This is a genomic window from Pseudoalteromonas sp. 78C3, from assembly GCF_002836695.1.
GTDB classification, from domain to species: domain Bacteria; phylum Pseudomonadota; class Gammaproteobacteria; order Enterobacterales; family Alteromonadaceae; genus Pseudoalteromonas; species Pseudoalteromonas arctica.
On record NZ_PJAV01000168.1, the window covers coordinates 54,837 to 81,173 of the forward strand.

Here is a 26,337-nt window from a genome sequence, read left to right on the forward strand (position 1 = left end):
AAATGTTATAAACTATCTCTTACTCGTAAAAAACTAGCAAAACGCGGTAAACCGTTTTTTGTTAATCCATGAAATCGGTACGTTACAGTGCTACCTATCTCAGGCGCCGTGGAGCGTTCTGCATCACTAAATCCAGTACCAATAGAAAACACCTGCCCTTGTGCTGTTTTTACCCTTAATGCCCCTAACATACCTTGGTATTTTCCTTTACCTGGTAAATGCGCAATCACAACCGCTTCTGCATCTAAATAAGGTTTTAATTTTAGTAATGCATTGCTTCGACCATTGCTGTGCTTAGCACTAGCCAAATGTAGCATTACGCCCTCGCCGCCCTGCTTAGTTATGTTTTCAAAATATTCTGTGAGCTGCTCATTATTAGTAAAGCTATATTGAACTACAACGCTAATGTGCGGCGAGTTTAGGCTAGTAATAAGCTCATTATAGTTTTTATAACGAGTGCTAAAAGGCAGATTTTCATCTGGCATATCAAATACTTTATAAGTAATAGTTTGCCAATCATGATTATTAGGTTTTTTAGTTCTTACTATGCCACTAAGCTTAGAAAAGTGCTCACGCTTGGTCCATAGCTCACCATCAAGCCATACATTTGGCAATGGCGCTGTAAACCAACTCGGCGCATTAATAATATTGCCCTTGCGAGTAACAAACTGCGTGCCGGTCCATATAGCTCTTACGCCATCATATTTTTCACTGACTAAATACTTATTTACATCGTAATGTTTAGTTTCGTTATATACTTTAGCCAGTAAAACAGAGGGTTGTGCTGCACTTATACATTGCGTAAAAAGTACAACAACAATTAAAAACAGGTATTTAATAGTAAACATTGGCGCATCTAAGCAAGTAAAAGTTGGCTTAAACTATAGTTGAGATTGCACCCATTGCCAAAACTCATCTAAGTTACTCATTTTATAGGTAGCTTGGCTAAAATCGTGATCTTTTGTGTGGCTATTAGCAATGGCTACAACACGTAACAAGGCGTTGTTGGCCGCCGTAACGCCGGTAAATGTATCCTCAACGGCTATTGCATTGCCTGCCTGTATATTTATCTGCTTAAGTGCCAGTAAATATGGGTCTCCAGCAGGTTTAGGATTAGTTACATCGTCTTTTGTTACCACCGTGTCAAACAGCTCATAAAATCCTAAACCTTTAAGTATTGGCATAGCTTCACTTTTAGCACTGCCCGTGACTAGCGCCATTTTTAAGCCACTCGCTTTTACAGCTTTCAACGTTTGCTCAGTAAACGGCATCAGTGGTGGTAAATGTGTTATTACATATTCGCCAAATAAACGGTATTTTTCATCCGCTAAAAACTGTGCGCTTACTGATAAGTTATGCTCTTGCTTAATCTCGATTGCAGCTTCTAAAGTGGGTCGTCCTGAAAAGCGCTGACAAAAATCATTTTCTAAATAACTAACACCATAAGGCTTAAGTAGTTTACTCCAACATACAAAGTGCATGCTTTCTGAATCAACTAATGTGCCATCCATATCAAATAATACTGCTTCTAATGTCATCCTCATTCCTTATTTAACCTAAGCCAAATTTTGACAATAAAAAAGGCGCCTTAAGCACCTTTTATTAAATTGTTGTTATTGCGTTAAGCCAGCTGGTGGCTCACCCGTTGCTTCTTCACCCGTATCAACATCAACAAGCTCATAGCCACGCGTTTTACGCATAACTTTAAGTACAGGCTTTTCAAATGCTGTTTTTAAACGATCTGAGTCATCTTTCAATTCATCAAGTGTTGTACCAAAAGGGGCTGCGCCTGTTTCTGACCAGTTAGTCACTTTACCGTTCAGGTTATATTCTACTTCGTGTATTTGATATTGCGCTGCTTCATCTTTCGTTGCTTCACAAAAAATTACACGGTAATTCCAAAATCCAGCCATTGCTCTTCTCTTTAAATAAACCAATTAGGCGCTACTTTAGCAGCTCTAAAAGGGGTTATACAAATAAAAAAGCCTGCGCAATGCAGGCTTTTAAAATAAATACTTTTAGCTATTAGTTAGAAAAATCTAACTTTAAACTCAGCACCTACATAACGTTCTTCGTTAACAATACCCGTATTGTTATTGAAATCTACAGCGCCAATAACTTGTTGCTCGTCAAATAAGTTACGAACAAACGCAGCAACTTCGTATTCGTAATCGCCTTCAGACCATGTGTAACCTGTACGCAAACCTGTTTCAATAAGCTCTTTACCTTCAAACTCTACTGATTCGTAAAGGAACATATTGATTTTACTGCGATAAGAAATATCACCGCTTGCGAAAAAGTTACCATCGGCAAGTTCTTTAGTGTAGCGAAGCGTAAAGTTAGAGATCCACTCAGGAGCATGCGGTAAGCTATTACCATCAAGTATTGCACGATCTTCAGGACCAAACGCACCTGCTACTTGGAAAGTCGGGTCTGTTACCGTACATTGTGCACAAACAGCCACAGCTAAATCGTTATCTTTAATTTCTGTTTTATTGTAGCTTAAGTTAAACGTTGCATTAAACTCATCGCTTAATACCCACTGCGTATCTAACTCAAAACCATAGCCAGTCGTTTTATCAGCATTAACTAAACGGTTAAAGTTAGCACCACCGCCTACAGCGGTAAGTTGCTGGTCGTCCATTGTGTAATAAAACACAGTCGCGTTAACACGACCTTGGCCATCTAACACGTCTGATTTAATACCTGTTTCGTACGATGTTACAGTTTCTGATTCAGCTGTTGTTACATCATCACCAAACAAAATACGACCTTGTAAACTAGGTGCGCGGAAGCTATTTGCTACACGGCCGTACCAGTTAACATCATCGTTTACTTTATAATTTGCAGATAAATCCCAGCTAACATGGTCGTCACTAACGTCACGCCCTACAAGTAATGCACCGCCGCCAATTGGGCTAAGTGTACGATCAGCTACAAAATCTTTATCATCATCAGAGTAACGAAGTCCCGCTGTTACTTTTAAATCATCTGAAAAAGTATAATCTACAGAACCAAATATAGCCCATGCAGTTGTGTCTTGTTGTTGGCGAACATAACCATTTAAAACACCATTATTTGAAGTGTCATAACTAAAGTTTTCAATCGTTAGTTCTTCATCAAAGTAAAATACACCTACTTGATAATTTAAATCACCATCAAAGTTACTAGATAAACGTAGTTCTTGCGTTAACTGGTCATGATCTGGAATGCCATCAGCACTTTCTGAAGAGAAAGGAATAAAACCAGGTCCCATAGCAACTGGAACGTCATCTATTGAGAAGCCACCGTAACCGCCGTCAATATCAGCGCGCGAATATATTTCAGCACTTTCCCATGCAGAAATTGAAGTGATTGTGTGATTTTTAAGTTCCCACTCAAGCTTTAAGCTTGCACCTTCAGATTCTACTTGTTGAGTAGAACGAGATGCTGCATCTTGATAAACAACATCACTTTCGTAATTATCTACTAGCTCGTTAGTACCCGTTTTAATTACATTTGCACGAAAGGCAATTGGCGAGCCATCTAAATCACGTGTGTGATAGTTTAATAAAGCAGTAAAATCATCGCCTTCATATAAAAACTGAACGCGTGCCGCTTTTTCAGTGTAACCACCTTGCTCGTCTTTAGCTTCAAAGCCTGGAGCTTGGTTATCAATGTAATCGTCTTTATCTTGCCATAATAATGAAACACGAGCAGATAAACGGTCAGTTAAAGCACCACCTACAGCACCACTTGTGTCTACAGCGCCACGGCTACCGTATGAAACAGAGCCATAACCATCAAATTCTTGGCTTGGTTTAACAGTATCAAACTTAACAAGGCCAGCCGGCGTGTTACGTCCAAATAAAGTTCCCTGTGGTCCACGTAATACTTCTACGCGTTCAACATCAAATACTGGGAAGCCTTTTAAAATTGCATTTTCTTGAACGACTTCATCAACAACAAGTGATACTGGTTGTGATGCATTCAAATCGAAATCGGTATTACCTAAACCACGAACGTAAAAGCGTGGGAATGAACGACCAAATGAAGATTCAATAGATAAACTTGGAATTTTCGCATTTAAAAAACGAATATCCATACCAGCTGAGCTATACGCATCAAGGTTATCACCTTGTAGAGCAGATACTGCTACTGGTACTTCTTGAGCGTTTTCTACACGTTTACGAGCTGTTACTTGAATAACTTCTAGTTGATTACTTTTTTTAGCTGTTTTTTCTTCAGCAGCTAAAGAAGAAAATGAAGTACCTGCTACTGCAGAGAACAACGTTGCATTGATTAGGGTAGCTAACGTAGATCTTTTCATTGCTTTCATGTTGGGTTTAACCTTTTTTGTGCACTCTTGTTCAACGGTTTTTTGTGTTGCGCAATGTATTCATTGCGGGCTCGTTCAATTTTTCGCGACTTGCGTCATGCGCGCGGACCTTATTACCGAGAGTACAAAAACGATGTTATAAGGCTGAACGAACGATTAAGATTATACCATTGTGTGACAATTTTACTGCATAAATATAGACATAATTAGAAACTTTTTTGCAACATTTAACTACAAAATCACGTGTTTTTATCACTATTTAGATGCGAAATTCTAATATTAAGGACATATGTCCTTTATTGAATTTAATAAAATGGAGTAGGAAGAAGGGATTGTTTTACATGTTAACCTAAAATAGAAACACCTGTGTTTTTATTAAAAGCCGCCCAAGAGCGACTTTTAATATTTACCATATTTGAGCTATGAGCGCTTAAATGCAATTTCACCGTCGATATGAATATCACGCTGCGGAAAAGCAATCACTACATCATGCTTTTCAAATACAGCGTAAATACTAAAACGAATATCACTGCGTACTTTTCTAAGCATGGTTTCAGACTCGGCGCACACCCAAAAAATAGCGTTAAATACGAGCGAGCTATCTGCAAAGTCATCAAATAACACCGATGACTTTGGATTAGCCAATATTGCTTCATGATCATCAAGCACTTGTTGAATAAGCTTTTTAACCAGTATCACGTCTGATCCATACGCAACACCTACACTGACCGATGAGCGTGCATTGCCATCTATTAGCGTCCAGTTTGTTACTGTATTTTCGAGCAATTGAGAATTAGGAATAAGCATATGTACGCCGTCATTTCGGCGAATACGCGTTGAGCGAGTATTAATTGTTTCTACCACGCCTTTTGCATTGCCTACCTCTAAAAAGTCACCAATACGTATAGGGCGTTCCCACATTAGTATCCAGCCACTAATAAAGTTATTGATAATATTTTGAGCACCAAAGCCTACACCAATGGCTATTGCACCTGAAACAAAAGCAAACGCAGTAAGCGGTATGCTTAATACTTCTAAAGATGTAAAAATTAAAATAGCGATACTTAAAATAAAGTAGATACGTGTAAATAAATGCACGGCATCTTGGCTTAACTTTTTTGCCAATAATGTTTTTGTTATTAGCTTGCCAATACGCGTCACAATAAACCAAATAGCGAAAAGTATTAAAGGCACTTTAATAATTTTTGCTACGGTAATGTGTACATCGCTGTAACTAAATACAACAAAGGCAAGAATTTGGTTTATGTGTTCTAAGGTCATTTATTTTCCAAAACAAGCAAAGGAGCGCTTCAAATTTAAATCGCTATAAAGTGAAAGCGGTTCAGTGTTGGGTAAGTTTAGCAGTCATAATATAACTAAAACGCCAAGTTAATAAGTTCAATATACTTTTTATGAACAATTTATTAACTCTTTATTGCACCGAGTGCTATATAAATAGTGTACAAGCACTGGAGATCACATATGACACAACTTACTTTAAATCAAAGACTCGCTACTTTGCAGCCGCAGGTAGACTTACATTTATTTGAAAGCAGCCTAGATTACCGAAATAAAATTTTGTGCCTTCTTGCAGAACAAGAGCAAACACTGGCATCTATCAACAAAGAGTTTGGCCAACAACAACCTAGCAACTTTGGCTCTGAGAGAAAATTTGTACTTGGATATAACTAAGCAATTATGACTCAACGACTTATTAAGTAGCTCAGGTGTTTACTTTTAGAGCTACTTTTACCTCCCTTAAAGCTAAATATTAGCTAATTTGCGTTCAAATCCCCCTTAATACCGATAAACTTTATTGTATAAACGCCAAAATTTGATAAGTTAACTAGGTTTTTCGACTCGCAAAGCCTATTCCGGCTAATCTTTCTATGGAGTTATTATGCGTAAAACCCTGATCGCCACTACTATTGCTAGTGCCTTAATATTATCGGCCTGTTCATCTAACGATACACAAAACATGGCAAAAGAAGGCGCAGCACAAGTGCAAGACATGAACGCAAACAATGTTTTATTTAAGCCAAGCCCATTGCAATATATGGCACCAGAGTTTGATAAATTTGGTACAAAAGACTACGAAGCTGCATTCGATGCAGGTATCGCACAGCACACGGCACAAGTACAAGCCATTGCTAACAACCCTGCTCCAGCAACATTTGAAAACACATTAGTTAAAATGGAATTGTCAGGGGAGCTATTAAATCGCGTATCGGCTGCTTTTTATAACTTATCTGGTTTAATTTCAGATGCTGAATACCAGCGTATTGATGAAAAAATGGCGCCTGTATTATCTGCTCACTCAGATGATATTTACTTAAACGGTGAATTATTTAAGCGCGTACAAACAATTTACGACAATCAAGATAAATTAAACGCAGAAGATAAACGCCTAGTTGATTTTTACTACAAGCAGTTTGTAAAAGCAGGTGCTAAATTAAATGACGCTGAAAAAGCTAAAATGCGTGAAATTAACTCAGAGCTAGCTCAGCTATCTACTGCGTTTTCACAAAACATTTTAAAATCGTTTAAAGAAGACGTTATTGTAGTTACAGATAAAAGTGAATTAGCAGGTCTTTCTGAAGGCGAGATTGCAGGCCTTGCAGCTTCAGCTAAAAAAGCGGGCAAAGACGGCTACATGATCACTTTGGTAAACACAACGCAACAACCAATTTTAAGCAGCCTTGAAAACCGCGACCTACGTGAGCGAATTTTTAAAGCCTCTGCAAACCGTGCAGCAAAAACTAACGGCCCTATTATTATTAAAGAAACCAACCTACGCGCTCAAAAAGCAGAGCTTTTAGGCTACAAAGATTGGGCTTCTTATGTAATGACGTCGCGTATGGCACAAACAACTGATAACGTTTACGGCATCCTTGATGACCTAGCACCAAAAGCAGTTGAAAAAGCAAAGATTGAAGCAGCCGCTATTCAAAAAGTGATTAACGATTCAGGCGAAAGCTTTGAGCTTAAACCATGGGATTGGACTTTTTATGCTGAAAAAGTACGTGCAGAAAAGTACAACTTAGACCCAGCACTTGTTAAACCATACTTTGAAATGCAATCGGTTATTCACGATGGCTTATTCTTTGCAATGAACAAACTGTACGGTATTACGTTTAAAGAACGTAAAGATCTTCCTGTTTATCATGAAGATGTAACCGTATACGAAGTATTTAACGCTGATGGCAGCGCTATTGGTTTATTTTACTTAGACCCATATGCACGTGAAGGCAAACGTGGCGGCGCATGGATGAGTGCATACGTTAGCGAAAGCGGCTTAAAAGGCACCAAACCTGTTATTTACAATGCGCAGAACATTCCAAAACCTGCTGCAGGCGAGCCTACGCTAATGACGTTTGACGAAGTGTCTACTATGTTCCATGAATTTGGTCATGCTGCACATGGGTTATTCTCAGATGTTAAATACCCAAGCCTAGCGGGTACTGCAACGGCGCGTGACTTTGTTGAGTTTCCGTCACAAGCAAATGAAGATTGGATGATTGAACCAACCGTTCTTGCTAACTATGCGAAACATTACAAAACAGGTGAGCCAATTCCACAAGCTTTACTTGATAAAGTACTTGAATCGCAAAAATTCAACCAAGGTTACGGCACTACTGAGTATTTAGCAGCAGCACTACTTGATATGGAATGGCATTCATTTGGTTCTGATAAGAAAATTACTGACGTTCAAAAGTTTGAGCAAGACGCGCTAGAAAAGCATGGTATTGCTTACTACCCTGTACCACCGCGTTATAAATCAAACTTCTTTAGCCACACATTTGCAGGTGGTTATTCAGCAGGTTACTACGCGTACCTGTGGACTGAAGTATTTGCAGCAGATGCCTTTGCACATATGGAAAACAACGGTGGCTTAACCCGTAAAAATGGTGACAAGTTCCGTAAAGAAATCCTATCTAAAGGTAACAGCCGCGACTTAATGCAAAGCTACATTGAGTTTAGAGGTCAAAAACCAACTACCGACGCACTACTTAAGCGCCGTGGTTTAGTTGAATAAATAACTTAATTTATTAAGCTCACTTTTATAAAAGCCCGCTTGCGGGCTTTTATTGTTTATACATTAATTTATAACAGATAAACTGCTGCCATTAATTATTTAAAGACGACGGCTATGCGGTACTTATTTGCAGTAACTTTACTTTGGGCATTTTCATTTAGTTTAATTGGCGTGTATTTAGCAGGTCAGGTTGATGCATGGTTTAGTGTGTTAATTCGCATAGCACTAGCAACCCTCGTATTTTTACCATTTTTAAAGTTTAAACAAACACCTAAACCTTTAGCCTTAAAGCTCATGCTGATTGGCGCTATACAACTTGGTGTTATGTATAGCTTTTACTACCACTCCTTTTTATTTTTAAGCGTCCCCGAAGTACTGCTATTTACAGTAATGACTCCTTTGTACATTACCTTGCTAAATGATGCATTGAACAAACATTTTAACCCACGCTTTTTTATAATCGCACTTATTGCTGTAATTGGTGCAATTACCATTCGTTACGAAAACCTAAATAGCAATTTCATAATTGGCTTATTATTAGTTCAGGGTGCGAACATAAGTTTTGCTGTAGGCCAAGTAACCTATAAACGCTTAATGATGAACAATAAGCTTGATGATAAAACCGTATTTGGATGGTTTTTTATAGGCGCACTTATTATTGCCACAATTTGTTATGCATTATTTGGTAATTCAAATAAATTACCAACCACTTCTACTCAGTGGGGCATATTGATTTATTTAGGGGTTGTTGCATCAGGCCTTGGTTACTTTATGTGGAATAAAGGCGCAACACTCGTTAACGTTGGAGCTCTGGCAGTCATGAATAACTTACTTATCCCAGCAGGGATTATTGTTAACGTGCTTATTTGGAACAGAGATGCTGACATAGTTAGGTTAAGTATTGGTGCAGCTATAATGTTAGGTGCATTATTAGTGAATCAAATACTTAATAAAAAAGTAAATTAATAAACTTGTAGCTAAATTGTCATTAATAATCATTAAGGTAGTACAAATTTTACTTTTTAAGGATAAACAATGAAACGTATTACCTTACTTACAGGCTGTATATTGTTAGCCACACTTGCTGGCTGCGACGACGATGTAGAAATAGTAGAAAAAGAAGTGGTTGTTACCAACACCGAAGTTGAGATTGTTGAAGTACCTACGCCTGTTATTGTAGAAGTACCAAACGGTGATGCACCAGATATTCAACTAGGCACTCGTCCGTATTATTTAGTCAATGATATGAGCGACAGCGCTTTAAAAACACAATTAGAGTCATGCAGTGAAGGTCCTTTTTATCGCACCGACTTTTCTATTGGTCATCGCGGTGCATCAATGCAATATCCTGAGCACACCAAAGAAGCCTACATTGCTGCAGCTAGAATGGGCGCAGGCATTGTTGAATGCGATGTTACATTTACAAACGATAAAGAACTAGTATGTCGCCACTCCCAATGCGACTTACACACCACAACTAATATTTTAGCCATTCCTGAGCTTGCAGCTAAATGCAGTGTGCCATTTACACCAGCAGACCCCGCTAACGGTATTGCTGCTTCTGCAAAATGTTGTACCAGCGATATAAGCTTAGCGGAATTTTTAACCCTTGAAGGTAAAATGGATGGTGCAAACACTAATGCAACTACCGTTGCCGATTACATGGATGGTACACCAAGTTGGCGCACTGATTTATATGCCACCAACGGCACTTTGATGACCCATAAACAAAGCATTGCACTGTTTAATGAGTTGGGTGTAAAAATGACTCCTGAACTTAAATCGCCACAAGTAAGTATGCCATTTAATGGAATGACGCAAGAGCAATATGCGCAAAAAATGCTAGACGAGTACACACAAATGAATGTGCCAGCCTCAAAAGTTTACCCGCAATCGTTTAACCTTGAAGACGTAAAATACTGGATTAACACTAACCCTGACTTTGCAGATAAAAGCGTATACCTAGATGGTCGCGACAGTGAAGCCGGATTTGATCCAAGTAACCCACAAACATGGCAACCGGGTATGGATGAACTTGTGGCTGACGGCGTTAAAATTTTAGCCCCTCCAATTTGGATGATGCTAACAATAGATAACGAAAATAATATCATGCCATCACAATACGCAATTGACGCAAAAGCAGCAGGTTTAGAGCTTATTGCATGGAGCCTTGAGCGCTCAGGTCCGCTTAATGAAGGTGGTGGTTATTACTATCAATCAATTGCTGATGTTATAGATAACGATGGCGATATGATGACGGTCGTTGATGTACTCGCAAAAGACGTGGGTGTAATGGCTATATTTTCAGATTGGCCGGCTACCGTAAGTTATTACGCTAGTTGTAATAAAATGCCTGCAAGTATTTAATACCAATCTGCTTATATATGGGGTCTATTTAACGTTAAGAAAATTACGCTAGAACTAGGCAAAAATTTTTTTATCTAGTTGTTCTAAATAAAAAATTTTTAACGACGTTATAGTGAAATTTAATTCGTTAAATTGATCAAAGATTTATGCTGGTTGGTATAAATACTCAACGACAAAAGTCGTTTATTTTATCGCGCTCAGTTACCATATCATTATATATAATTTTATTTAACTGAGCGCTTTTATGATAATCCAACAACATAACGCAGACTTGCCAACACCTACAGGTTTAATGCGAACAACCGTATATCGCCCTCAGGCGCAAGGGCAGTTCCCTGCTATTATTTTTTATTCTGAAATTTTTCAGCAAACTGCACCTATTGCACGCAGCGCAGCTATTTTAGCAAGCCATGGCTTTGTGGTATTAGTACCGGAAGTGTTTCACGAGTTAAATCCTATGGGCACTGTGCTTGCTTATGATGATACAGGTAAAGACAAAGGCAATGCCGACAAGTGGGCAAAGCCACTTGAGCATCACGACAGTGACACACAAACTATGATCGACTTCATTAGATTACAAAGCTATTGCACAGGCACCGTCGGCGCAATGGGCGTATGTATTGGCGGTCACTTAGCTTACAGAGCGGCACTAAACCCTGAAATTAATGCGGCTTTTTGTTTATACGCAACTGATATTCACAGCAATACATTACTTGCGCAACCTGGGAATAACTCATTCGAGCGTATGGCTGATATACAAGGCGAAATTCACTTTATATGGGGTAAACAAGACCCGCATGTGCCAAAAGAAGGCCGCGCTAAAATATACCAACAATGTGTAAGCACGGGCATCAATTACCAGTGGCAGGAAGTTAACGCACAGCATGCCTTTATGCGTGATGAAGGTGAGCGATACGATGCAGCCCTTGCGATAAATATGTATCAACAAGCGGTGGCATTATTTAGCCGAACTTTATAAATATTTAAAAAGCAAAAATAATTAAACGCTTTTCAGCATACCCAAGGCGGTATGCTGTTTCACAAAATATGCTTTTAAGTAATCAATAAATAATCGTAGTTTTTTAGATCCCGCAGCTCCTGGCGGAAATACCCCGTACAGTTCAATATCTTTGCTTTTATAATCATCTAATATTATTTCAAGTAGCCCAGCTTGTACTTTAGGCCACGCATCGTAAAGCGGAATACGCCCAATGCCATGCCCCGCTTCTACAAAGGCAGTACGTGCAGCTGCGTTATTAGTACTTAAGGCGCCTTGCATTGTAATGTCGTGTTTTTTGCCATCTTTTGAAAGTGTTAAAGTTTTACTTCCTAGCTGATAAACCACCCATTGATGATCTGCCAATTCTAAAGGTGTTTTAGGTTTACCAAAATGTGTAAAGTAATCCGGCGCGCCACAAATACAAGTGCTCATTGTAGTCAGCTTGGTTGCTTGCAAGTTGGAGTCACTCAGTGCCACACCCCTAATTGCAAAATCGAACCCATTTTTAATAATATCAACCACATCGTCAGTAAGCTGTAAGTCTATTTTAATTTTAGGGTATTGGCGCTTAAACGTATTTATTGCGGGCACAATTAGCTGCATTCCCACATTAACAGGGCAGCTAATTTTAAGTAAACCTTGTGGCTCACTCTTTATATTTTCTATTTGCTGGTTAGCTGCATTAGCTTGTTCGGTAATTATTCTACAACGCTCATAATAAGCAATGCCCGCCTCAGTCAGCGCCATGGTACGAGTTGAGCGATTTAATAAAGTGACTTCAAGTTGGGTTTCTAACTTTTTTAAATGATAACTTGCTACTGCTCGCGTAAGACCTAACTGTTTAGCCGCAGCGGTTAAGCTGCCCTGCTCTACAATTTGCGCAAATACGACCATGCTCTTTAACTGCTCAAACGACACCTTCATATGTGCTCCGTAGCGTGTTTTAAATTCAACCCCTCTATTGTATCAATTATTAAACCAATAAAGTTAAATTTATCATCGTTGTTTAAAGCTCTTTTAGTGCATATAGTAATTGGTAAGCAAGATAAACTAATTCAAATCATCAGAAGGAATATATTCAATGTCTAAAAAAATACTTATGGTTCTTACATCTCACGCAGAGCTTGGTAACACTGGCGAAAAAACAGGTTTTTGGGTAGAAGAATTTGCAGCCCCTTACTATGCATTTGTTGATGCAGGCGTTGAAGTAACGTTAGCGTCTCCAGCTGGCGGCCAACCACCCATTGATCCGACAAGTACACTTGTCGATTTTCAAACAGATGCAACAAAACGTTACGACGCCGATAGCGCAGCACAAACACTTATGGCAAACACTAAAGTATTGAGTGAAGTGAACTCAAGCGATTTTGACGCTGTATTTTACCCAGGCGGTCACGGTCCATTATGGGATTTAGTTGACAACACAGATTCAATTTCGCTTATCGAAAGCTTTATAAAAGAGCAAAAGCCTGTCGCTGCGGTATGCCATGCAAGTGCTGCATTTTTAAATGTTAAAGATACAGACGGCAATGCATTAGTAGCGGGTAAAAAAGTAACTGGCTTTACTAACTCTGAAGAAGCTGCAGTGCAACTTACCGATATCGTGCCATTTTTAGTTGAAGACGAGCTAATTAAAAAAGGCGGCGATTATCAAAAAACTGACGACTGGGGCGTATTAGCGCTAGTAGATGGTTTAGTAATTACCGGTCAAAACCCAGCAAGCTCTGAACTAGCAGCCAAAAAACTATTAACTAAACTAGGTTAATAGTGAGTAAAAATTAAAAATAAGCACAGCATCTTATGCTGTGCTTTTTTAATTGCTTTTCATTAGCAAATACAATTCCTATACTGGCAACTCTTAAAGTCAATTAGGGCGATTATATGGCAACCAAGCCAACCACACTGTCATTACTAACTAGTACCCGCTTCGCAATTTTTAGTATTGTTGTTATTTGCTTCGTACTACAAGTGATCAATAGCCTACCTGGTATAAACCTAAATGGTTTAGGCATATATCCACGCAGTATCCAAGGCTTAATTGGCATACTATGCGCACCTTTTTTACATGGTAGCTGGTGGCACTTTGCCAGTAATATGATCCCATTTGTAGTGTTAAGTTGGCTAATTTGCCAGTACAGCGTAAAACGTTTTTATAACGTATTTATTTTTACCGCTCTAGTTGGTGGACTGTTAGTTTGGGCATTTGGGCGCAGTAACATACATGTTGGTTTAAGCGGTGTTATATATGGTTTATGGGGCTTTATTCTATGCTACGGCTTAGTAAGACGCTCATTAAAATCAATTATAATTGCTGTTGTAGTGGCTATACTTTATAGCGGTTTTATATGGGGTGTTTTACCCCAGCGCTATCATGTATCGTTTGAAAGCCATTTATTTGGAGCACTAAGCGGATTGTTTTTAGGTTATAGATTAGCAAAAGCCGATAAATTAAAAGGTCGGTAAATTAAGTATTAGGGCCTTTAATTAATTTTTTATGGCCACATTTACCATATATGTATTTCATCTAACAGAGGTTATTTATGAGTGATAAAAACGAATACACGCCACCAAAAGTATGGACGTGGGAAAGTGAAAGTGGCGGTAAGTTTGCCAGCATTAACCGCCCAATTGCAGGCGCGACTCATGACAAAACTCTACCTATTGGTGAGCACGCATTTCAGCTTTATTCTCTTGCGACACCTAATGGCCAAAAAGCTACAATCATGTTTGAAGAGCTTTTACAGCTTGGTTGCACCGATGCAGACTATGACGCATATTTAATAAACATAGGTGATGGCGATCAGTTTGGATCTGACTTTGTTGATATTAATCCAAACTCAAAAATCCCAGCGCTAATGGATCATTCAACCACGCCGCCTACTCGCATCTTTGAATCTGGTTCTATTTTACAGTATTTGGCTGAGAAATTTGATGTACTCATACCTAAAGATTTAAAAGCTAAAACTGAGTGTCGTAACTGGCTATTTTGGCAAATGGGCTCAGCGCCTTACTTAGGTGGCGGATTTGGTCATTTTTATAGCTACGCACCAAGTAAAATGCAATACCCTATTGACCGTTTTACCATGGAAACTAAACGCCAGCTTGACGTGTTAAATCGCCATTTAAGCGAAAATGAATACATGGCAGGTGATGAATACTCAATTGCCGATATTGCAATTTGGCCGTGGTACGGATCGTTAGTGCTTGGAGCTTTATATGATGCAGCAGAGTTTTTAGATGTTGCCTCATACACCCATGTTGTACGCTGGGCTACGCAAGTATCAGAGCGCCCTGCTGTAAAGCGTGGTCGTCGCGTAAATCGCACATGGGGTCCTGAAGAAGAGCAAATGGCAGAGCGCCATAACGATAGCGATTTCGAAGGTTAAATCTATAGAACAGCAAGTAAAGTCGTTAACACTTTAACCTGCTTGATAATTTTAAGGCTCAAAATAAATATTTATTTTGGGCCTTTTTACTTTTTAAACTTTTTTTATCCCTCCCGTAAACTATATTTACTTTTACATTAAAGTTTTATTTAGCTGCGTAAAGGCTTATTAAGCTCTTTGTATTACCAGTATTGCATTAGTGTAATTTGCTAAATGGTTTACTTAATTTCCTAGGGGTTGTTTTTGAAAAAGGTTTTAATTAGTGCCATATAACAATTTAAGTAATAATGAGCGAAAAGAAGCGCTCAAAATTTTATACTCGAATGCTATTTCCGGAATTGCAGTCTCTGTACTAGTCAGCGTTGCTTTGGTATTTGCTTTTGATATAACTAATGAGAAAACCAACCACGATAAAGTAGTCTGGTTAGGCATAATGATGTGCGTGCTTACTTTACGCATTATTGATGTAGGGCTTTTTTTGAAAGCTCAAAATTCTCGCCAACCTTACAACACACATTTTTATCTAAATCGCTTTGCTATTGGCTGTATATCAACAGCCGTGTCTTGGTGTGGCTATGCTCTTTGGTTTCATAGCACTTCATCTACGGTGGAAGTTACTACGACCATTGCTATTTTATCAGCGCTTGCCGGTGGCTCTGCAAATTTGCTGTCTGGTAGTCGTTTTACAGCTGTTTTATATAGCTTTACTTTATTGGCCCCCTACTCTTTTTTGCTAACGCTTTCAAACGATCACTACCATCACATATTGGGGCTATTAGGTTTAACTTTTGCCACAATTATGATTGCCTCTTCGTACAAATCAGCCACATTTACACACAGTGCAATCAAGCTAAAAAACCAAAACAGAGAGCTGCTTAATGAAATGGAAAACAAGGTCGAGCAACGCACTGAAGAAATTTACCGCTTATCGAATACCGATCCACTCACAAATCTATTAAACCGTACCGCATTTTTAAAAAATGCAAACAAACAACTAGCAGATAATCCTAAAGAACCCTTTGCTTTATTATTTGTAGATTTAGATGGTTTTAAGCAAATCAACGATTCGTTGGGTCATAAAGTAGGCGATAAAGTATTAAAAGAAATAGCACTGAGAATTAGTAATGTATGCAACCAACAACTCTATAAATGCCGTTGGGGCGGAGATGAGTTTTTAATTTTAGCAACCTATCAAAATCAAGCTGAGCTTATCGAGTTTGCTAATAAAGTGCTTCAAAGCATTAGCGCCGAGCATGAAACATATAAATATCAAAAATGGGTATCAGCAACTATTGGAATTGCCATGTACCCTGAGCACGGGAACGACTTAAATACCTTAATTCGCTCTGCTGATACTGCGATGTATCACCAAAAACGCATAGCTAAAGGTAACATCAATATTTATAACGATTCACTCAAATTAAAACAAGAAAGAGAGTACCTGTTGAGTCGACGGTTAGCCAGTGCTATAGAAGAAAACAGTTTAAGGCTAGTATTTCAGCCAATTATAGATAGCAAAACATCAAAAGTAACCTCTTTCGAATCATTATTACGTTGGCAACTAGACGGTGAAAATATTTTCCCTGATGAGTTTATAATTATTGCCGAGCAATACGGGTTAATAACCCAAATGGGCCTCTGGGTGATAAATCAAGCATGTATACAAGCAAAAAAATTCAATCATTTACCGGAGAAAATTGCAGTAAGCGTGAATGTATCGGTAATCCAATTACAAGATCCAGATTTTGTAACTAAGGTATTAAAAATAGTAAAAAATCATCAAGTAGAGCCTAAAGATCTGCATATAGAAATTACCGAATCAGTATTTGCCGAAGATAAACTCACGTTTTTGACAGCCGTTAAAGCACTACAAAAACAAGGCTTTTGTATTTCAATTGATGATTTTGGAACTGGCTACTCATCACTATCAAGCATGCTTGATATTGGTGTAGATATAGTAAAAATAGACAGAAGTTTTATTCAAAATATGGATAAAAGAGGGTTAAGTATTATTCATGCAATTGTACAAATGGCCTCATCTTTAGATTTTACTGTTGTTGCCGAAGGCGTTGAAACTATTGAACAAGCAAACACGCTTACTAATATTGGTGTATCTCACCTGCAAGGTTATTACTTTTCAAAACCGATAGAAGTAGATTTTGTAGATGCTTATTTAAATGAGCAAAATAAGCTGTGCCTTTGATAACCAAAACCCGCTAAAAGCGCTTAACTGCCATATGAGTTTTGCACTACCTTTCTTATTAGGGCTTGTTTATCTTTCGAGGTTAAATTTGCAGCATACTGTTTGGTATTTAGGCAATGCAGAGCCTATGTAGTGTGGTTATTCCCCATAAATAGGCGATAACGCAGCATAAATACCAAACATTCGCTGCCCGAAGGGTTCTGCCTAGGGGAGATTGACTCTTTGTTACTAGGTTACAAACCTCGCGCCGCGATTAAATCTTCCTTGGGTTGAACAAATTTCAATCCTTAAAGGTCAACAAGCCCTCCTTAAAACATAATCTTACAATTACTTACACCCTGTACATAGTAATTAGCGTAGGCTAAATATAATCCAACTTACATATGTATATTACGTTTAAATTTACGCTAATTAGCAAACCGCCAGCGCTGGATAATACGTAAAGTTACGCGCTGACGCTGCTTATATAAGTGAATGATATAAATGTAACTATACAACTAAATATAAAAAAGGAATTTGCATGATAAAACCACTTTGCTATTCACTCATCACTTTACTTACCCCCATTAGCGCTATAGCTCAAACAATGGCAATAAAAACAACGGATGAATTAGTATCAACCGATTCAGAGATTTTATTTGCATATAATAAAGAATCAAAACAATTAGAAGCCATTAATTTACTCACATCACTAAGTAGTGAACTTGCTTTACCAAAAAATGCCATCGGGTTTGATGTGGCTACACTTGCTAACATTACCGATAAACAAGCACTCGTACTAACAAGTGATGGCGTATACAAAGCCCAAGCTGGTAAACCAACACTATTGTTTAATTATGAGTCGGTTCTAAATCAATTAAAAATAGATAAATTTGAAAAAGTAGACTTTGTCTTCGATGCAAACAACGACGGTCTAAGCGATATTTTCATCCCTGGGTTAGCAAGCAGTACTTTATATATTCAAAATAAAGATGGCAGCTTTAAGCCTAACAAATTTAAACAAACACCTATGTATGAAGGTAGCTTTTCAGGAAAAGGACTTTCTCTGGAAGTTAATATTAACAATAAACCCGTTGTTATTGATTTTAACCACGACGGGTTGAACGACTTGGTTTTTTCAAATGACTTGGGAGCGGATGTACTACTTGCTAATTCAGAAGGCTTTGAGCAAAAGCTCACCTCAATTGATTTTAACATCGAATTAGGCGAGCTAAGCAATGGCGAAACTCGCAAAATAAAGCAAATTATTGATATTAATAACGACGGATTTCTAGATTTTACAACCAGACAGTTTAAGCCTACGCAAGGTATGGACTCGCTAGATATAAAAATAGCACATACTTTGTACCTAGGAAGTGCTAAAGGCTTTACTAATACGCCCATTACCTTATTTGAAACACAGGGCCCTAGTGAGTTATTGCTCAAAACTGATTTTAATAATGATGGCTTAATTGATTTACAAAAAATGGATTTAGATATTGGCTTAGGTACTATCGCGTCTATGGCATTGGGCGGTGGCAGTACTGATGTAGATGTAGAAATGAACCTTTATAAGCAGCAACCCGACGGCTCATTTGCCAATAAATCGAGTATAGAACTTGATTTAGAAATGGAAGTGGGAATGAACGGCGATGATTCCGAGCCAGCCCTATATTTAGGTGATATTAACGGCGACAGCTATATTGACGCAGTATACAAATACAGTAAAAAAACGCTGTATATTTATTACGGAGAGCAAGACTCACTGCTAAATGATAAGCGTACAAAATTAAAACTAACGCTGCCTAAAAATAATAAAGATATTCTTCTAGTAGATATAAACCAAGACGGTAAAAAAGATTTTGTATTTAAATTTACCGAAGAAGATGGCACCAGCAAAATAGAAACACGCTTAAATTAAGCCAATAAAAAAGCCCAACAGAGTTAACCGTTGGGCTTTGGACTTAAGACTTTCGAGTAACAGTCAGCTTTACTCTAAGTTATAACACCTAAGCAGTTACATTTAGCAGTGAATCGCCTTCACTTAAACCAAACTTCTCTTGCACTGATGCAAGGATTGATTCTTTATCTTCATCAGACAACTGGCTTGAATACTCAGTTAATAGCTCATCTAAGTAGCTGACTACTTCGTCTGTATCTACTGATTCTAATGAGTTCTGTGGCGGCGGTGGCGGTGGCGGTCTTTGACCTTCCACTCGTCCTGCATCACCAATGCTTTTAGCATCAAACTCAAGTTCGCTCATTAAATCAGCAAGCTCTTTTGTTGGTTCAATACCTTGTTCTTTAAATGCCGCTTGAATACTTTGCGCGTTTTCTTCGGTTAAGTTTTCAGCGTCAAACTCTGCAAGCGTTTCTTTAACAAAATCGCTTTGCTCTGTTGTTAGCTTTGCAGCCTGACTACTTTGTTGCGGCATAAAACTCGCAGAACTACTGTTAATACTATTAATCATTTTAGTATCCTTTCAGCGTTCACGACGAGGTGGTTTATGATCGCTAAGTTCTTGTTCACTAATTTCGCCATTACCATCGGCATCTATAGAATCAAAAATTGTTTGTGCATCGCCGTGTGGCGGTTTTTTAGCACTAAACTCTTCAAAGCTAATTACGCCATCACCATCAGTATCAATAGTTGAAAAATCAGGTTTTTCAGGAGGATTGTCACCGCCTCGAGCAGCTACATTAGCTGAAAAAGCAATAGATAATATTGCCACAGTGGCAAGAGTTGAAAAATGCTTCATAGTAATAACCTCGTATTTAAGAATTAAACTAAGCTTACGCTTTAAAAACGCAAACAATGTGCAAATAATAAGGAAGTAATAAATTATTTGGATAAAAAATAGTAATCTAAATACTTATTTAAAAAGTTCTGGTTGATTGCTTTGCAATCAATATATAAGCTAATAAAATAATACGATTAATTACTCTCAGGCAGTAGTGTTACTGCCCTTAATTCTCAAAGCTGATATACTGCTTGAGCCAATTAAACAAACAAATACAGAGCACTTTCATAAATAATGATTAATAACCAACCCTACTTAGCAGGCAATCTGTGAAAATACCTAAACGCCTACAACCCCTTGTTGATGATGGCCTTATTGACGAAGTTATAAGCCGACTAATGAGCGGTAAAGAAGCCGATGTATTTATTGTCCGCTGTGGTGAGCACATTCGCTGTGCGAAAGTGTATAAAGACGCGGTTAAACGTAGCTTTAAAAAAGCGGCACAATACCAAGAAGGCCGAAAAGTACGTGGTGGACGCCAAGCGCGTGCTATGGGTAAACGTTCTAGCTATGGCCGTCAATTAGAAGAAGAGATTTGGCAAAATGCCGAAGTTGATGCGTTATCTCGTTTAGCTGGCGTGGGTGTACGTGTTCCTGATACTTATTTTTGTATTGATGGCGTGCTGCTTATGGAACTCGTGTCGGACGAGGACGGTAACGTAGCCCCTCAACTTGGACATGTCGTTTTTAGTGAAGAGCAAGCGATTGAGCAGCATAAACTCATGATGCATTACATTAAGCTTATGCTTTGCGCAGGTATAATACACGGCGATTTATCTGAATTTAATGTACTTGTAGATAATAACGGCCCTGTAATTATAGATTTACCGCAAGCAGTTAACGCTTCAGCAAATAACAGTGCACAAGCTATGTTTGCACGCGATGTAAATAACATACGCCGCTATTATGGTGAATTTGCGCCAAGCATACTAAAAACTCAATACGCTAAAGAAATGTGGGCATTATTTGAAGAGGCCAATTTAACGCCTAATTCAACGCTTACAGGTGAATTTGAAGACAGCGATGAACTTGCTGATGTAGATTCTATTCTTGATGAAATTCAAGCTGCCGAATACGAAGAGTTTGACCGTTTAGAGCGAATTAAAAATGCTGACGATGATGAGTAACTCATCGTCATAGCTCACTAATACCTCTTACTGCGGGTGCACAAATCGGTAGCCAACCCCATAAACAGACTGAATAACACTTTCAGTTTGTGTCACTTCATCTAGTTTTTTACGCAACTTTTTAATATGGCTATCAATAGTACGATGGCTCACAATACGCTGATCGGCGTACATAGTGTCCATTAAACTATCGCGCGAATAAATACGATTTGGGTTGTTAAACAAAGGTTTAAATAGCTGAAATTCAAAGTTCGTTAGCTCTATGCTGCTTGATTTGTATTTTACGCTGTAGGTGCTCTCGTCAAGCTTCATTGTTGACTCTGTAACATCACTTGCGCTACTTAATCGCCTTAATATAGCTTTAACTCGCGCCACCAGCTCAGCATAACTAAACGGCTTACAAATATAATCATCTGCACCTAACTCAAGTCCAAGCAGCCTATCTATTTCTTCTACTTTTGCCGATACCATAATAATAGGCACATTTGAAAAGCGCCTGATTGCTTTACATAGTTCAATACCACTTTGACCTGGTAGCATTATGTCGAGCAAAATTACGCTCGGCCTGTTAATTTCAAGCCAAGGTAATACTTCATTTCCGTGATGTATTTGATGAGTAACAAAATGATGGCTACTTAAAAAGTCACTCATTAAGTTAGCCAGCTTTACTTCATCTTCCACAATCAGTATTTGTTCACTCATAGGCATCTCTGTAAGTAACCTCAACTTTATTTTTATAAACTAAATAGTTGGCAATCTAATAATAATAGCAAGACCGCCTAAAGTGGCTTTTTCAGCAGCTATTTCACCATTATGGCCTTTAACTATATGCTGGCAAATAGATAAGCCCAAGCCCGAACCGCCCTCTTGACGATTACGCGAACTATCTACTCGGTATAAATACTCAAACAAATGCGATAAATGCGACTGCTCTACACCTACGCCATTATCTTCAATTATAAGCTCTAAGTAGGTTTGCCCTTTAATGCTTATATTATTAGCCGTTAATGAAATAGTTGTGCATTGTGCATAATGCACCGCGTTCATTAAAATATTATCGAGCAGCTGCAAAAGTCGGGTTTTATCTGCTTGTACAGTTATATGTTTAGCGCTATTTAGTAAGTAAATTTTTATATTATGTTGTTCAAGCACAACCTGATATTTTTGCTCAATAGTATTTAATAATAAAGCCATATCAGTAGGTTGCATAGTGTAATGCATACCCCCTAACTCTGCGCTATTGAGCATATGCAAATCATCTATTAAGCGTTTTAAATGCAACGCCTCGTCGTTAGCCGAGTTAATATTTTTTGCATTAGGCTCACGTATGCCAAGTAGCATAGCTTCAAGTTCACCGAGCAAAATACTCATTGGCGTTCTAAGCTCATGAGAAATATTAGCTAGCCAGCGTTTGCGCACTTGCTCGTCTTTAGCGAGTGTAAATGCAAGGATATTAAAATCTTCGCTTAATTGGCCTAATTCGTCTTTTCGCTCAAGCGTAAGTTTGGTCTCGTAATTACCTTGCGTTAAGCGATGCATACCATTAGCAATTTGCTTTACTGGGCTAACTAAGTGACGAGACAATAAAAAGGTAACTAGCAATGTAAGCAATACAGCGGCTAAAGCAATAAACCATAAGTAGTTAGTTTGCTGCTGTAAAAAATCAAGCTCATAACCATCAACCAAGCTATCTCTTTTAGATACAGCTAAGTAACCCACTGTTTTATCGCCCACTGTAATTGGGGTTGTTATATATTTTAAATCGCTGAGGTATCTACCCACTACTCGCTGCTTATTTTCGTCAAGCAAAGCGTAGTGAGCAATATTTTCAGGTGGTAGGCGGCGCTCTCCCCCTAAACGAATATGATCGGGTGGCGGCCGTCGCATCATTCCCCCTCTGGGGCCTGGACCTTCTGGTGGCCTAGGTAAAAACTGGCTATTTTCTAACTGCGATTCAATAAGTTTTCTAAAATTTTCGCCATTGCCAACAACACGTTCCCATGAGGGGGTTTTTTCGTATTGCTTTGCAAGTTGCACAACAAGTGGTTCAAGCGCTTTTACTTCTTTTGCATTAACAAAATCAATTACGCCTTGCCCTATACTCCATTGTATAAGTACTACTAGCCCTGCAATAACACTAAAGGTAAAACTAAATAGTATTAAAAAAAGTTTATTATGAATTTTCATTAATGCGTGTTTTCAACCTTGCTAGGAAAGCTTTCAAATCGGTATGTTATAAACTCTTTGGTTTGATCGTTAACATACAGCGTAGCAACTATTTTTTTGCCCTGAGCGGACCAATACATATGACCATGATTATTTAAAGTAACCGATACGGTATTTATACCACTTTTAAATAAGTTAGCAGGTAAATGCAATGCATGTCCGTAAATTCGCTGTATTTTAACCCCATTTATATATAAATGAGCATGACCTTGTAAAAAGCCCGTGTCATCGTTTGTAGTAACGCTCATCATTTGCTGCATGTTCATTGCGCCCTCAGGGGGTACAGATAAATCATAGCGCTGCGTATCTAAAATTAAGTTATAACCCGACATACTATCTTTTAATAACTTAAGGCTTAATGCCGGGATTGGCGTATCACTTGGCACTGCTATAGGCATATGGCTATGATCCATCATTTCCTGCTGCGCAAAGAGCTTAAAGCTCAATAGCGCAGCAGTAGTTAGGATCAATGCGTATTTAAAATAACGCATAGTTACTCCTTACATTCCCGGTGGTGGACCCATTGTTTCGCCCGTATCACAGCGACCAATTGAATTATCGGCTAATTGACCTTTAAAACGAGGCCCTATTTGATAAGGAAAAGAAGGCTGTAATTTACCATCACTGTCTAACGTTAGTGTTATATGGTAGTGATAACCCTTGCCATCGTTAGTATCGTGGCCGTTATGCTCATCTAATTGAGCACCGGTTACTGTTTTTTGTGCGTAGTAGAAATCTTCAAAGTAATAACCATCGTCGGCATTTAATGTATTACCAGAGAGCGTCGTTACTTCTGCGCCAATAGCAGGACCTGCATCACTTGTTTGTGTGCCTTGGCTAACATCGTATTGATCGACTAAAGTACAGCTTCGCTCACCTTCAGTACCACAACCACCTTCACTTTCTGACGCGCCATAATCACGCATTTCCCAGCCGCTTAATGCAAGTTGACCGTTACTTTCATAAGGACCATAAAGCGGATAGCCATCAGCTGCAAACCCATAAATAGGTGAATGCGCATCGCCATCATCTTCAAGTAAATCAGCTAAGCAACTAGTGTAAAAATGGTGATGATATTCACCGTTAGCAGCATGTCCGCCACACACATCAACATCGTATTGCTCAGCAATGGGCGCTAATGTATACCAAATATTATTACCGTAGCTCATACCATCGCCCCAGTTAAATATACTGGTGCCATTAACCATTAAGCCAACTGTACCTAAACCTGTTTCACAAGTTTCAGTGTCAGATAAATCGGTAGGTGTTATCGGAAAATACGCCTCAACTGTTTGTTCTGTTGGGCAACCTGGTCCTGGAGGCCAATAGCCTGCGCCGCCTGTGTCATCACAGTTTTCAGTGCTGCTGTTATAGCCAATATCTTCACCAAACGAAAGGGTTTGCCCTACTACTGCTGAGGTTACACCGTTATAAAAATCGGTAGCTGCACGCGGGCGGTTATTTAACGCGTCTACTTGGTCTTGTGTAAGCGTTAAGTCATATTTAGGAATGTCAGTTGTTTGCACATACATGTATTCAACGTCAGCATCTTCCTCAGAAACAGTAACAACCTCAACTGATTGAACATCTTCAACCACTGCGCCATTGTTTTGTATATAAGTAGAGGTTGTATCGTTGTTAATTAACCAGCTGGTAAGTTTTGCACTATTATCAACTGTATCTGAGTCTGATGAAGCAATAACATTAACTATAACTGTATCTACAACGACATCGTTTGTGCCGTCATCTGCACTGATTTCAAATACAAGTGCTTCATCGGTTAAAACTTCAGGTGCAACAAACTCAGTAGACGTTGCAGTACTTGAAGATAAGCTAACGGTAGTGCCTGATGTTTGTGACCAGCTAACAGATACTTCGCCATCATCTTCAACTGTTGAACTTAAATAAACGGTATCGCCCGCATTAACAGTTTGGTCAATACCAGCATCAACCGTTGGAGCACTATTACTGACTGTCTCGCCGTCTGTTGCAGTACTTGTTGAATCGCTATTACATGCGCTTAAAGCGATACAAAGCGCACTTAACGCAAATAACTTAGTTGCATTAGCGGCTTTTGTTTTAAGAAGTGTTTTCAATGTTTGAACCTTTACTTTAACGTTTAATAAAACAAAGTTAACAAGTAAAAGTGCAAACAATGTGCACAAACTAAGGAAGAATAAACATAAGACTAAATTTGTGGTCGTTTAAGTACAAATTTGTCTTTAGTGGTTGCATAATAATCCCCACCCATTCTACCTACCGCATCTAAAAGTGTTGGGTCAATATAACCGTCAACAAACACCTCATCGTCAACACAAATACCCACTATGTCTAACAACATCATTTGTCCGCCGCCGGGCTCGCTTGAAATAGTAATAACTTCACGTAGCTTACACTCATAGCGTACTTTTGAATCAGCAACACTCGGCACTGCGACCATTTGGCTATCAATTTTAGTTATATTTGCAGCATCAAACTCACTAACATCACTAGGGTAATTAGCACAGCTTTGATTCATTTTTTCAACCTGCTCATGACTCACAATGTTAATCACACATTCTTTAGTCGCTAATAAGTTAATTAATGTATCTTTACTTGGTTTATCGCGTGGATTTACTTGCGTCACACTCAATACTGGTGGGTTACAACTCGCTACTGTAAAAAATGAGTAAGGAGCAATATTAGCCACACCGTCGCTACTTAATGTACTTATCCATGCAATTGGACGAGGGCTGATCCCGCCAACTAAATACGAATAAACATTAAGCTCTTTATTTACAGTTAAATCTAAAAACATACTTTTCCTTTTAATACATTAAAACTAAATCTTAATTCAAGTTAGTTACGTATAGGTTTGGCTGACTCAGTTAAATAACAAGCTAATTTTTATCTCT

At 38.5% G+C, this 26,337-nt stretch carries 24 protein-coding genes; 11 read left to right on the top strand and 13 right to left on the bottom strand.

Annotated elements, in window-relative coordinates; translation table 11 throughout:
* Window positions 1-5 precede the first annotated feature (5 nt).
* From CXF76_RS16525 to CXF76_RS16545, 5 genes are all read right to left on the bottom strand, one after another.
* Window positions 6-848 (bottom strand): DNA ligase, encoded by an 843-nt coding sequence (locus CXF76_RS16525; protein WP_101164161.1) that lies wholly within the window; start codon window positions 846-848, stop codon window positions 6-8.
* 33 nt (window positions 849-881) lie between these two features.
* Entirely contained in the window at window positions 882-1,538 is a 657-nt protein-coding gene (locus CXF76_RS16530) for an HAD family hydrolase (RefSeq protein ID WP_101164162.1), read from the bottom strand.
* 75 nt (window positions 1,539-1,613) lie between these two features.
* Window positions 1,614-1,913 (bottom strand): hypothetical protein, encoded by a 300-nt coding sequence (locus CXF76_RS16535; RefSeq protein WP_007581307.1) that lies wholly within the window; start codon window positions 1,911-1,913, stop codon window positions 1,614-1,616.
* Window positions 1,914-2,029: 116 nt separating this feature from the next.
* Window positions 2,030-4,318, bottom strand: a complete 2,289-nt coding sequence (locus CXF76_RS16540; protein WP_101164163.1) for a TonB-dependent receptor — start codon at window positions 4,316-4,318, stop codon at window positions 2,030-2,032.
* A 420-nt stretch (window positions 4,319-4,738) separates the two neighbouring features.
* On the bottom strand, window positions 4,739-5,599 hold the full coding sequence (locus tag CXF76_RS16545) for a mechanosensitive ion channel family protein (RefSeq protein WP_007581304.1): 861 nt from the start codon (window positions 5,597-5,599) through the stop codon (window positions 4,739-4,741).
* Window positions 5,600-5,800: 201 nt separating this feature from the next.
* Between CXF76_RS16545 and CXF76_RS16550 the strand changes: the two genes are divergently transcribed.
* From CXF76_RS16550 to CXF76_RS16570, 5 genes are all read left to right on the top strand, one after another.
* Window positions 5,801-6,010, top strand: a complete 210-nt coding sequence (locus tag CXF76_RS16550; RefSeq protein WP_024590275.1) for a hypothetical protein — start codon at window positions 5,801-5,803, stop codon at window positions 6,008-6,010.
* 208 nt (window positions 6,011-6,218) lie between these two features.
* Entirely contained in the window at window positions 6,219-8,354 is a 2,136-nt protein-coding gene (locus CXF76_RS16555; protein ID WP_101164164.1) for a M3 family metallopeptidase, read from the top strand.
* A 114-nt stretch (window positions 8,355-8,468) separates the two neighbouring features.
* Complete coding sequence (locus tag CXF76_RS16560; protein WP_101164165.1) at window positions 8,469-9,320, top strand: carboxylate/amino acid/amine transporter; 852 nt, start codon at window positions 8,469-8,471, stop codon at window positions 9,318-9,320.
* Window positions 9,321-9,389: 69 nt separating this feature from the next.
* Window positions 9,390-10,721: a glycerophosphodiester phosphodiesterase family protein gene (locus CXF76_RS16565; protein ID WP_101164166.1), complete on the top strand. Its 1,332-nt coding sequence runs from the start codon at window positions 9,390-9,392 to the stop codon at window positions 10,719-10,721.
* Between the two features lie 244 nt (window positions 10,722-10,965).
* Entirely contained in the window at window positions 10,966-11,700 is a 735-nt protein-coding gene (locus CXF76_RS16570) for a dienelactone hydrolase family protein (protein ID WP_101164167.1), read from the top strand.
* Window positions 11,701-11,721: 21 nt separating this feature from the next.
* Here CXF76_RS16570 and CXF76_RS16575 read toward each other — a convergent pair whose 3' ends face one another.
* On the bottom strand, window positions 11,722-12,645 hold the full coding sequence (locus tag CXF76_RS16575; RefSeq protein WP_101164168.1) for a LysR family transcriptional regulator: 924 nt from the start codon (window positions 12,643-12,645) through the stop codon (window positions 11,722-11,724).
* 157 nt (window positions 12,646-12,802) lie between these two features.
* On the opposite strand from CXF76_RS16575, the gene CXF76_RS16580 reads away from it, so the two are divergent.
* The 5 genes from CXF76_RS16580 to CXF76_RS16600 all read left to right on the top strand — a co-directional run bounded on the left by CXF76_RS16580 (window position 12,803) and on the right by CXF76_RS16600 (window position 19,210).
* Window positions 12,803-13,486, top strand: a complete 684-nt coding sequence (locus tag CXF76_RS16580) for a type 1 glutamine amidotransferase domain-containing protein (protein ID WP_101164169.1) — start codon at window positions 12,803-12,805, stop codon at window positions 13,484-13,486.
* 116 nt (window positions 13,487-13,602) lie between these two features.
* Window positions 13,603-14,184, top strand: a complete 582-nt coding sequence (locus CXF76_RS16585) for a rhomboid family intramembrane serine protease (RefSeq protein ID WP_010555361.1) — start codon at window positions 13,603-13,605, stop codon at window positions 14,182-14,184.
* A gap of 77 nt (window positions 14,185-14,261) precedes the next feature.
* Window positions 14,262-15,107, top strand: coding sequence for a glutathione-dependent disulfide-bond oxidoreductase (gene yghU / locus CXF76_RS16590; protein WP_024589239.1), 846 nt, complete (start codon window positions 14,262-14,264; stop codon window positions 15,105-15,107).
* A gap of 262 nt (window positions 15,108-15,369) precedes the next feature.
* A complete protein-coding gene (locus CXF76_RS16595) occupies window positions 15,370-17,310 on the top strand; it encodes a putative bifunctional diguanylate cyclase/phosphodiesterase (RefSeq protein WP_101164170.1) in 1,941 nt (646 codons plus the stop codon).
* Between the two features lie 520 nt (window positions 17,311-17,830).
* Window positions 17,831-19,210, top strand: coding sequence for an FG-GAP repeat domain-containing protein (locus CXF76_RS16600; RefSeq protein ID WP_101164171.1), 1,380 nt, complete (start codon window positions 17,831-17,833; stop codon window positions 19,208-19,210).
* An 88-nt stretch (window positions 19,211-19,298) separates the two neighbouring features.
* Here CXF76_RS16600 and CXF76_RS16605 read toward each other — a convergent pair whose 3' ends face one another.
* Both CXF76_RS16605 and CXF76_RS16610 read right to left on the bottom strand, forming a co-directional pair.
* Complete coding sequence (locus tag CXF76_RS16605) at window positions 19,299-19,760, bottom strand: hypothetical protein (protein ID WP_024589242.1); 462 nt, start codon at window positions 19,758-19,760, stop codon at window positions 19,299-19,301.
* Between the two features lie 12 nt (window positions 19,761-19,772).
* The gene (locus tag CXF76_RS16610) at window positions 19,773-20,048 is read right to left on the bottom strand and encodes an EF-hand domain-containing protein (protein ID WP_007581281.1); all 276 of its coding nucleotides are present in this window, start codon (window positions 20,046-20,048) and stop codon (window positions 19,773-19,775) included.
* Window positions 20,049-20,359: 311 nt separating this feature from the next.
* Between CXF76_RS16610 and CXF76_RS16615 the strand changes: the two genes are divergently transcribed.
* A complete protein-coding gene (locus CXF76_RS16615; protein ID WP_007376869.1) occupies window positions 20,360-21,217 on the top strand; it encodes a PA4780 family RIO1-like protein kinase in 858 nt (285 codons plus the stop codon).
* Window positions 21,218-21,244: 27 nt separating this feature from the next.
* On the opposite strand, the gene CXF76_RS16620 is transcribed toward CXF76_RS16615, so the two are convergent.
* Genes CXF76_RS16620 through CXF76_RS16640 form a run of 5 tightly spaced genes read right to left on the bottom strand, consistent with a single transcriptional unit; the run spans window position 21,245 to window position 26,240 of the window.
* Window positions 21,245-21,919: a response regulator gene (locus CXF76_RS16620; RefSeq protein WP_024607583.1), complete on the bottom strand. Its 675-nt coding sequence runs from the start codon at window positions 21,917-21,919 to the stop codon at window positions 21,245-21,247.
* A gap of 39 nt (window positions 21,920-21,958) precedes the next feature.
* The gene (locus CXF76_RS16625) at window positions 21,959-23,404 is read right to left on the bottom strand and encodes an ATP-binding protein (RefSeq protein WP_101164172.1); all 1,446 of its coding nucleotides are present in this window, start codon (window positions 23,402-23,404) and stop codon (window positions 21,959-21,961) included.
* The gene (locus tag CXF76_RS16630; protein WP_101164173.1) at window positions 23,404-23,934 is read right to left on the bottom strand and encodes a hypothetical protein; all 531 of its coding nucleotides are present in this window, start codon (window positions 23,932-23,934) and stop codon (window positions 23,404-23,406) included. Before CXF76_RS16630 ends, CXF76_RS16625 begins: the two co-directional genes overlap by 1 nt.
* A 9-nt stretch (window positions 23,935-23,943) precedes the next feature.
* On the bottom strand, window positions 23,944-25,599 hold the full coding sequence (locus CXF76_RS16635; RefSeq protein WP_101164174.1) for a YHYH protein: 1,656 nt from the start codon (window positions 25,597-25,599) through the stop codon (window positions 23,944-23,946).
* A gap of 32 nt (window positions 25,600-25,631) precedes the next feature.
* The gene (locus CXF76_RS16640; protein ID WP_007581267.1) at window positions 25,632-26,240 is read right to left on the bottom strand and encodes a flavin reductase family protein; all 609 of its coding nucleotides are present in this window, start codon (window positions 26,238-26,240) and stop codon (window positions 25,632-25,634) included.
* Between the last annotated feature and the right edge of the window lie 97 nt (window positions 26,241-26,337).